Source organism: Hydrocoleum sp. CS-953 (assembly GCF_002260545.1).
GTDB lineage: Bacteria > Cyanobacteriota > Cyanobacteriia > Cyanobacteriales > Microcoleaceae > Trichodesmium.
Map to the genome: position 1 here is coordinate 1 of NZ_LGSU01001281.1, position 9,206 is coordinate 9,206.

The window sequence follows — 9,206 nt, forward strand, 5'->3', positions numbered from 1 at the left end:
ATGTCTATTCTATGACTTGGGTTGTCGCGGACCGATGACTCGCTCTTCCTGTAACCGCATTTTATGGAACCGAGTCTCCTCCAAGACTCGCGCGGGAATGCCATGTTTGGGTTGTACCGAACCAGAATTTCCATTCCACGACCTCATGCCGGGAACAGTATTTAAGACACAAACAGTCATGGGAGTTCCTAAAGAATTACCAACGGGAGTTAACCGTAAAGATTATGCTTTGCTGACTATGGTGGCAAAAGATTCAACTCCAGAATGGGCAGAGGAAGATTTCTTTACTGTTTGACATACTCCCGACGTTGCGCTTACGCGACAAAACGGGATTATTCAGCCAGGGTTTCCCAGGCTGCTGTTTTAACAGAGGTGATGTCCTCCCCCTGTGTTTATTGACCTTGATAATAATAAAATACTTCCTGCTTGTCAAGGGGAGCGGAAGGTTTTATTTGTGGAGATATCCGACTGTTGACCAATGCTTTCATCTATCCTTCCTTTGAAAGGCAGTGCTGTTTCATTCTTGGTTAAGACAGAAGGGGAGCAGGGAAGCACGGAGCAGGGGAGAATTTTCGACCCTTTACCCTAGCAAAATTTGTAGCAAAATTTGTAGGGTGCGTTTCCCCTAAGAGCGGACATGAAAAGACGGCTAAAATTTAGACTATGAAAGAGATTCAACAATCCGTCGTAACGCACCATTTTTAGATATGTCAGTGTTACGCTACTGGATGATGGTGCGTTACGCTGGCGCTAAGGCACCCTACTGGACTGTTTCATCTAAAATAGTGCAATAGTAGGGGCGGGTTTCCCCGTTAAATTAACGAGCTTTCACCTGAAGTTAGATAAACCCGCCCCCCAATGATGTAACGCACCATTTTAGATGTGTCAGTGTTACACTACTGGATGATGGTGCGTTACGCTGGCGCTAAGGCATCCTACAGAAATTGAATAACTGATAACTAATAACTGATAACTGAAAAAATGGTTCAAACTAAAGTACAAACATTAGACATTTCTCCCGTGGGGCGCGTTGAAGGCGACTTAGACGTAAGAGTTGACATTCAAGACGGATATGTAACCAACGCTTGGACTCAAGCACAAATGTTCCGAGGTTTTGAAGTCATCCTTAAAGGTAAAGACCCCAAAGCTGGTCTCATTGTCACTCCCAGAATTTGTGGAATTTGCGGTGCTTCTCACCTCACCTGTGCATCCTGGGCGTTAGATACAGCTTGGCAAACAGAAGTACCCCGTAACGCTATCCTTGCTCGTAACCTCGGTCAACTTGTAGAAACTCTCCAAAGTCATCCGCGCTTCTTTTACGGGTTATACGCGATCGACTTAACTAACAAAAAATACCAAAATAGTCCTTTCTATGAAGAAGCTTGTAAGCGTTTCTCAGCATTCACAGGTACTTCCTACGAACCAGGTATTACTGTTGCAGCAAAACCCGTAGAAATATACGCTCTATTCGGCGGTCAATGGCCTCATTCTAGTTTCATGGTTCCCGGTGGCGTAATGTGCGCTCCTACTCTGACCGACGTTACCCGCGCCTGGGCAATGTTAGAATATTTCCGCACTAACTGGTTAGAACCGATATGGTTAGGTTGTTCCATTGACAGGTTTGAACAGATCCAAACTTATGAAGATTTCANCAAAACCCGTAGAAATATACGCTCTATTCGGCGGTCAATGGCCTCATTCTAGTTTCATGGTTCCCGGTGGCGTAATGTGCGCTCCTACTCTGACCGACGTTACCCGCGCCTGGGCAATGTTAGAATATTTCCGCACTAACTGGTTAGAACCGATATGGTTAGGTTGTTCCATTGACAGGTTTGAACAGATCCAAACTTATGAAGATTTCATGGAATGGTTAGATGAAAATCCTAATCATGCTAGTTCAGACCTTGGTTTCTATTGGCGCATGGGTCTGAATATTGGTTTGGATAAAATTGGTGCAGGTGTTGGTAAATATATGAGTTGGGGATATTTGCCTCACGAAGACAAATATCAACGCCCGACTATTGAAGGTCGGAATGCTGCCATGATTATGAAAAGTGGTGTCTACGATAGCACTACAGATATTCATCAATTGATGGAGCATACTTTTACAAGGGAGAATACTTCCCACGCTTGGTATAACGAGGGTGATGGAGATGTACATCCTTTTGACCGTACTACCGTACCCATTGCTAATAACGATATTGACTTTGATGGTGCTTATTCTTGGTCAACTGCCGTATCTCACCAAGACTTAGGTCGGATGGAAGTTGGTGCCTTAGCGCGGGAATTGATAGCAGGTGGCGATCATGGGGAAAGTTGGCAACACAAAGACGGTTTAGTTTTGGATATGTTCAAGAAAATGGGCGGACCGAACGCACATTTGCGCGTGTTTGCCAGAATGCACGAACTAACTAAATTGTACCGTGAAACAGAGCGTTGTTTGCGGGAGTTTAATTTGCGCGATCCTTGGTATATTAAGCCTGAAGAAAAAGATGGTCGCGGTTGGGGTGCTACTAATGCTAGTCGTGGTTCCCTCTGTCATTGGGTGGAAATAGAAGGCGGAAAGATTAAGAATTATCAGGTTATTGCGCCGACTACTTGGAATGTAGGACCCCGTGATGGTGAAGGGGTGCGCGGACCTATTGAGGAAGCGTTAATAGGTATTCCTATTGCTGATGTGAATGACCCCGTGGAAGTAGGTCATGTTGCTCGGTCTTTTGATTCTTGTTTAGTGTGTACTGTTCACGCTCACGATGCGAAGACTGGGGAAGAGTTGGCGCGGTTTAGAACTTCGTAAGTAGCAGTCAGCTTTCAGCAGTCAGCGATAAGTTTACAAGGGACGTTGGATAACAAAAATGCGAGCGTCCCTTGTTTTTTGATAGCAGTGCGTTAGATTTTGGGGCGGGTTTTGATCTGATGCTTAAACTCGTTAATTTAAAGTGGAACCCGCCCCTAGTATTGCATCATTTAAGTTGTGTCAGTCTACTACTAGACTGTATAACGCAATTTTACCATGACAGATGAAACTGGTTTGATTATCTGTTGCTTTATTCTCAGAGTTAGCTTATAATAAATCAAACTATTTATCTATTGACATACTCCCGACGTTGCCCTTACGGGAAAACTCGGGATTCTTCAGTCTGGGAAACCCTGACCGCTGTTTAGACAGAGGTGATGTCCTCCCCCTGTGTTGACATTGATATTAACAAAATGTACCTAGCTTGTCAAGGGCATATGAACAGCTTATGAAGGTATCCGAATCTTGGCCCTGGCTTTCCCATACGACGCTCCCCCACCGGAGAGCGCGGGACTTCCCGCCAGGGAAGTTAATATGACGAACTTAAGCAAAAATGAATCAACCGATTAAAAAAGCTTTTTTAGACACAGAAGACGGGCAAATTTTTTACCGCATTGGAGGAGAAGGAGAACCTCTAGTTTTACTTCACATGACTCCTCGAAGTAGCGACGAATTTAAAGAGTTAATGGCAATTTTAGCCCCTAAATATCGTGTTATTGCTATGGACTTAATGGGGTTAGGAAATTCAGATCAACCTCCTAGAGAATATTCTATTTCAGACTATGCTAAAACTGTTATTTTATTGTTAGATGAATTAGGGATTGAAAAATGTAGTATTTTGGGCAGTTTAACAGGGGGTTATGTTGCTGGAGAAGTAGCCGTATCTTATAGCGATCGCCTGCATAAATTAATCCTTTGTAATGTTCATGGTTTTGATGCAGAAGAAGCTGAAAAACTTGGTAAAGGATATAGAGAAGGATTTACCATAAAAGAAGATGGTTCCCATCTCATGGAAAGATGGTTGGTGCGGATTGATTTTGTTGGAGTTGAATTAAATCACCGTTTTGTTTTAGATGATTTAAAAACTTTTGGTAGACCCATTTATACTCGTTTAGCAGTTAGTAAATATTGTGTTTCTGCTCAAGAAAGGTTTAAACTTATTCAATGTCCGACTTTGGTTTGTACAGGAACTAAAGCATTAGAACCTTTAGAAAAATATGGTTTGGCAAAAGCAGAAAATCAAGGTTGGTTATCTGAAGCAATTCCCCATAGTCAAGCTGTTAAAATTGAGGGGGGAACTATCTGTATGATTAATCAAATGCCTGAAGAAATATCTACAGTTGTTATGGATTTTTTAGATAAAAAATAGAGGAGGATAAATTAAATATTATGAAAATAAAAAGAGCGTTTTTAGATACAGAAGACGGACAAATTTTTTACCGCATTGGAGGAGAAGGAGAACCTCTGGTTTTACTTCACATGACTCCTCGAAGTAGCGATGAATTTAAAGAGTTAATGGCAATTTTAGCCCCTAAATATCGTGTTATTGCTATGGATTTAATGGGGTTAGGAGATTCCGATAAACCTCCTAGAGAATATTCTATTGCAGATTATGCTAAAACTGTTATTTTATTGTTAGATGAATTAGGGATTCAAAAATGTAGTATTTTGGGCAATTTAACAGGGGGTTATATTGCTGGAGAAGTAGCCGTATCTTATAGCGATCGCCTAAATAAATTAATCCTTTGTAATACTCATGGTTTTGATGCAGAAGAAGCTGAAAAAATCGTTCAAAGATATAGTCAAGGATTTACTCTTAAAGAAGACGGTTCCCATCTAATGGAAAGATGGTTGGCGAGGATTAATTATCTAGGAAAAGGAGAATTAAATCACCGTTGTGTTTTAGATGATTTAAAAGCTTTTGGAGGAAGTATCTATCCTGGAGTTGCCCTGGGTAAATATTGTCTCTCTGCTCCAGAAAGATTTAAACTTATTCAATGTCCGACCTTAGTTTGTAATGGTTCTAAAGCCTTAGAACCTATAGACAAATATGGCTTTGTAAAGGCAGAAAATCAAGGTTGGTTATCGGCGGCAATTCCTCATAGTCAAGGAGTTGAAATCTCTGGAGGAACTCTCTGGATGATTAATCAAATGGTAGAAGAAATATCTACAGTTGTTATGGATTTTTTAGATACAAAATAGATGAGTATCAATTAAATATTATGAAAATCAAGAGAGCATTTTTAGATACAGAAGATGGGCAAATACATTATCGAATTGGTGGTGAAGGTGAACCAGTAATTTTGCTGCATCAACAACCAAGAAGTAGTGATGAATATAAAGAATTAATGGGTATTTTAGCTCAAACAAGACAAGTAATTGCTATGGACTTTTTGGGTTTTGGTGATTCTGATAAACCACCAAGAATGTACTCAATTGAAGACTATGCAAAAAATATCATCCAACTTCTAGATAAATTAAAGATCAAAAAAGCAAGTATTTTAGGTAATCATACAGGAGCTTTTGTTGCTGGAGAAGTTGCATCTGCTTATTCTGATCGCCTGAATAAATTGATATTATGTAATTTTCCTAATTTTGGCGAACAAGGAAAGAAAAAACTGTTAGAAATATATTCTAAAGGTTATAAAATTCAGGAAGATGGTTCTCACTTAATAGCCAGATGGTTAGCTCGTTCTAACTATGTAGGTTCTGGTGAATTAAATCACCGTTGGGTATTGGATGATTTAAAATGTTTTGGTCATCCAATGTATGCAGTTTATGCTGTAGCCAATTACTGTTTAAATTTCCAAGAAAGGTTGAGTTTGATTCAATGTCCTACCTTACTTTTATGGGGACTTGAAGATGTCAAACAATTTGAAAATTTAGGTTTAGCAAAGTCAGAAGACAGATTGATAGCTACTCAGTTAATTCCCAATACTGAGGTAGTTGAATTGGAACAAGGTAACATTTGTATGATGAATCAAATGTTTGAAGAAGTCGCTGAAGTAGTGATGAACTTCTTAGATAAATAGAGAGTTAAAAGTTGTCTTTTTTTGTTTATCTATAAGCGGTCTTTATAGGATAAAACAACTCCAGGTTTTGAGAGATCCCTATCAACTCTGACAAAGGCTAAACAACCATCATCAGTAATATGTCTAGGAAGAATATCAAAACTAGGACAATACCAAAAGTGATCTTTTACCAATCGATAATCGTCTAGATCAACGTACCCTGCTAAACAATATCCTTCTTCATTGTAGCATTGAATCATGGGATAATGTCCATCATAATGAGGGAGAATAACGATTAACCACACACCTCCCCCATTATTGTCTTTCCTTAAATACTTCTTTTTAGCAACTTCAAATTGGGTAGTTTCTGTTTTTCCCCAAGGTAAAAGTTTACTATCCAATGCTGGAATAAACTCATTCATTCTAGCATCAGAATTATCTATTTCTGAGGCTTCATATTTAAAGGGAACTGCTCCATTTTCCATCCACAGAATTTCTACAGGTTCATCTCCTAAAACCTTCCACGGACCAACTCTAACCCCAGCAGGAATAAAAGAGTAACCATGTTTATCTAATTGCCATTCTCCTATTTGAATAACTCCACTCAGAACAAAAATTTCTAGATCGGCTGTAAATATTCCTGCGGGAGCTGTAAATTGAGGGGGTAAACTCACCCTTGATGTAGATGCACCACAATTATGCCAAGATAATAATCTTCTTGTTGCAAAAGGGACAGTATCTGGCATTCCCTCAATACGCCAATCTAAAATTTCTGGTACAGTATTAGAGTCAAACAACTGGTATTGACGAGGAATATAGTCTGGAGAAATTGCTGTACTTCTCCCAGATAAATTCATCCGTCCCCTACCATCTCCTCCCCAGTCTTCTTTAAGATTGGCATTTTCTTGATTATCATTCATCATAGTGTATATCCCTAGTCAAAACTTGCATTTTCTAGTTAGACCATAATCCAATCTCTCTAAAATTGCAAGGAAGATTATCAAGGAAATAAAATAGACTAATTTAACTATTATTCTCTTATTCTCTGAACTGAAAAATTAACTATTTTCAACCTATGAAAGTTGTTTTAATTACTGGGGTAACTCGTGGAATAGGGTTAGCTATTTCTCCTATATATAGCAATCCGCGCTTATGTTGCGGGTAATCAAAAAGTAGATCAAAAAACTTATACTTCCGCCTTCTGGAGCTGTTGCCTGTTGCCTAAAAGCGGTAATATTTTTATACACAAATAAAATAGAATTTCTATAATTATTTTTAGATTTAGATGATGTTCAAGAATTTGAAAAATTAGGGTTATCAAAAGTGTAAGATCGTCATTTAGTTTCTCCAGTAATTCCCCATGCTAAAGTGGTATAATTTCCAGAAGGAACAATTTGTATGATGAATCAAATTCCTGAAAAAGTTGCTGAAGCTGTTAAATATTTTCTAATACCAATTTGACAAAATAATGCTATACTTAGCTGAAACTTCAATTATTAAGTAATTAATACAGGTAGAATAACATTTTTGAGAATTATTAGCTTAATCTTGTCTGAATTATTCTTATGTGTACGGACGTTTTGCTAACGCAAAGCTCCGCTAACGCTGTGCGATATGTTTGCGTAGCATTCCGGAACGGAAAACGCATTTTTGCCTGTGTAACGTCCCTACCTCCCCAACTCCCCAACTCAAGAAACTGTAGCAAACATTTATTAAATTGGTATAAGGTGATGATACCCAAAAGTTATCGCAAGCTTGTTATTAAAAACTTTAACTCTGATTTTCGTTCTGCTGTGGAAATTGTAGAAACTGAACTACAAAAACCTCAAACAAACGAAATTCTAATTAAGAATCAATTTGCAGGGATTAATGCCGGATTTGATACTTTATTATCTCAAGACAAAATTCCCTATTTAAATCCAAAAATACCGATAGATATGGGAGTAGAAGTAGTAGGAAATGTGGTAGCTATTGGAGATAATGTCAAACAATTTAAGACCGGAGATAGAGTTTTAACTTTTACTAAAGGGGGAGCATATAGAGAATATCAAACTGTTAGTATAGATGGAGTAATTAAAGTTCCTGAAGTTTCTCCAGAAATTCTCACATTAGTGCCTACAGGAGTTTCCGCTTTAGTAGCTTTAGAACAAGTGGGAGAAATGACCAGTCAAGAAGTAGTTTTAGTAACTGCTGCTGCTGGAGGAACAGGACATATTGCCGTACAATTAGCTAAACTAGCAGGAAATCATGTTATTGGAACTTGTGGTTCTCCAAAAAAGGTCGAATTATTACAACAATTAGGTTGCGATAGAGTTATTAATTATCGTCAGGAAAATGTTAATGAAGTTCTTAAAAAAGAATACCCCCAAGGTATTAATTTAGTATTTGAATGTGTTGGTGGAAAAATGTTTGATACTTGTGTTGATAATTTAGCTATGATGGGGCGTTTAGTTGTTGTTGGTTTTATCTCCGAATATAGCCATAATTTAGAACAAATTAATCAACCTCGAATTTATCATCAACTCTTTTGGAAAGCTGCCTCAGTTAGAGCATTTCTCATGCCATGTTATCGAGAATATCAAGCAGAAGCTAGCGATCGCCTCTTTAATTTGTTTCAAACTAAGCAACTTAAAGTAGCGATCGAGCCTACAGAATTTAGAGGATTAGATTCTATTGTCGAAGCTGTTGAATATCAACTTAGTGGGAAAAATCAAGGTAAAGTAATTGTCAGATTATAGACTAATCATTAAATAGTGCGGTACACTTAATTTCAACAATTAATCCTGGGGTAGATAAAGAAGTAATTTCTACCGCTCTCTAAGTGGGAAATTATTGAGTAAAATAACAATCTTTTACCTTCATAAATAATGCTAAATGGGGAATAGTAAACGGTTGTTGAGACTCTGAAGATTCCCCTACATTAGTACCAGTAACATGATAAATTACCATTTCTACGAAATTATCAAAAGTAGCTCCAGCAGCCACCAAAACTTTTTTAACATTCTCAAAAGCTTGGATAAATTGTTCTTCTATCTTTTGCGCAACCTGTAAATTTTCATCTCTTCCCACCTGTCCTGAAATATATAACATATTTCCTATTTTAACTCCAGGACAATAGTGATATTTTTCATATATACTTTCCATTCCTTGAGGAATAATTACTTCACGTTTTGGCATTGATAAAGTCCTTTAACTTTTCAGGTCATTAATTATAATCAAGTTTTTGTTTTGAGTCCAGTTTTAGCCCCGGAAATAGTTATCTTCAGGCTAAAACTTAAAAATCTTATCATAAAATGATTACAAAATTGGTTGGCACGCTTACAGTAGTTTCTCCAGTTTTAGCTCTATATATAAGATAATAGTGAAGTGGATTATTAGAAATATGCTCGTATATGGAC

At 38.0% G+C, this 9,206-nt stretch carries 8 protein-coding genes and 1 pseudogene; 7 read left to right on the top strand and 2 right to left on the bottom strand.

All coding sequences use genetic code 11. The features are described from left to right. The 6 genes and pseudogenes from AFK68_RS22725 to AFK68_RS22750 form a co-directional block, all read left to right on the top strand. A pseudogene (locus AFK68_RS22725) lies at positions 1-295 on the top strand (hydrogenase); the annotation flags it as partial. A gap of 806 nt (positions 296-1,101) precedes the next feature. Next, positions 1,102-1,651: nickel-dependent hydrogenase large subunit (locus AFK68_RS46130; RefSeq protein ID WP_371357503.1), on the top strand; the 550-nt coding region annotated here is incomplete at its 3' end. A 270-nt stretch (positions 1,652-1,921) separates the two neighbouring features. Further along, positions 1,922-2,797: a nickel-dependent hydrogenase large subunit gene (locus AFK68_RS22735; RefSeq protein WP_371357504.1), complete on the top strand. Its 876-nt coding sequence runs from the start codon at positions 1,922-1,924 to the stop codon at positions 2,795-2,797. Between the two features lie 553 nt (positions 2,798-3,350). Beyond that, positions 3,351-4,166 carry an alpha/beta fold hydrolase gene (locus tag AFK68_RS22740; RefSeq protein ID WP_094675325.1) on the top strand — a complete coding sequence of 272 codons (816 nt, stop codon included), beginning with the start codon at positions 3,351-3,353 and terminating at the stop codon, positions 4,164-4,166. Positions 4,167-4,186: 20 nt separating this feature from the next. Then, positions 4,187-4,999 (top strand): alpha/beta fold hydrolase, encoded by an 813-nt coding sequence (locus tag AFK68_RS22745; protein ID WP_094675327.1) that lies wholly within the window; start codon positions 4,187-4,189, stop codon positions 4,997-4,999. Between the two features lie 20 nt (positions 5,000-5,019). Then, positions 5,020-5,829 (top strand): alpha/beta fold hydrolase, encoded by an 810-nt coding sequence (locus tag AFK68_RS22750; RefSeq protein ID WP_094675329.1) that lies wholly within the window; start codon positions 5,020-5,022, stop codon positions 5,827-5,829. A 29-nt stretch (positions 5,830-5,858) separates the two neighbouring features. Here AFK68_RS22750 and AFK68_RS22755 read toward each other — a convergent pair whose 3' ends face one another. Continuing rightward, entirely contained in the window at positions 5,859-6,731 is an 873-nt protein-coding gene (locus tag AFK68_RS22755; protein ID WP_094675331.1) for a DUF4437 domain-containing protein, read from the bottom strand. 807 nt (positions 6,732-7,538) lie between these two features. On the opposite strand from AFK68_RS22755, the gene AFK68_RS22760 reads away from it, so the two are divergent. After that, positions 7,539-8,546: a zinc-binding dehydrogenase gene (locus AFK68_RS22760; protein ID WP_094675333.1), complete on the top strand. Its 1,008-nt coding sequence runs from the start codon at positions 7,539-7,541 to the stop codon at positions 8,544-8,546. 91 nt (positions 8,547-8,637) lie between these two features. Here the strand turns inward: AFK68_RS22760 and AFK68_RS22765 are convergent, their stop codons facing one another. Then, positions 8,638-8,985 carry a Rid family hydrolase gene (locus AFK68_RS22765; RefSeq protein WP_210407568.1) on the bottom strand — a complete coding sequence of 116 codons (348 nt, stop codon included), beginning with the start codon at positions 8,983-8,985 and terminating at the stop codon, positions 8,638-8,640. Positions 8,986-9,206 lie beyond the last annotated feature (221 nt).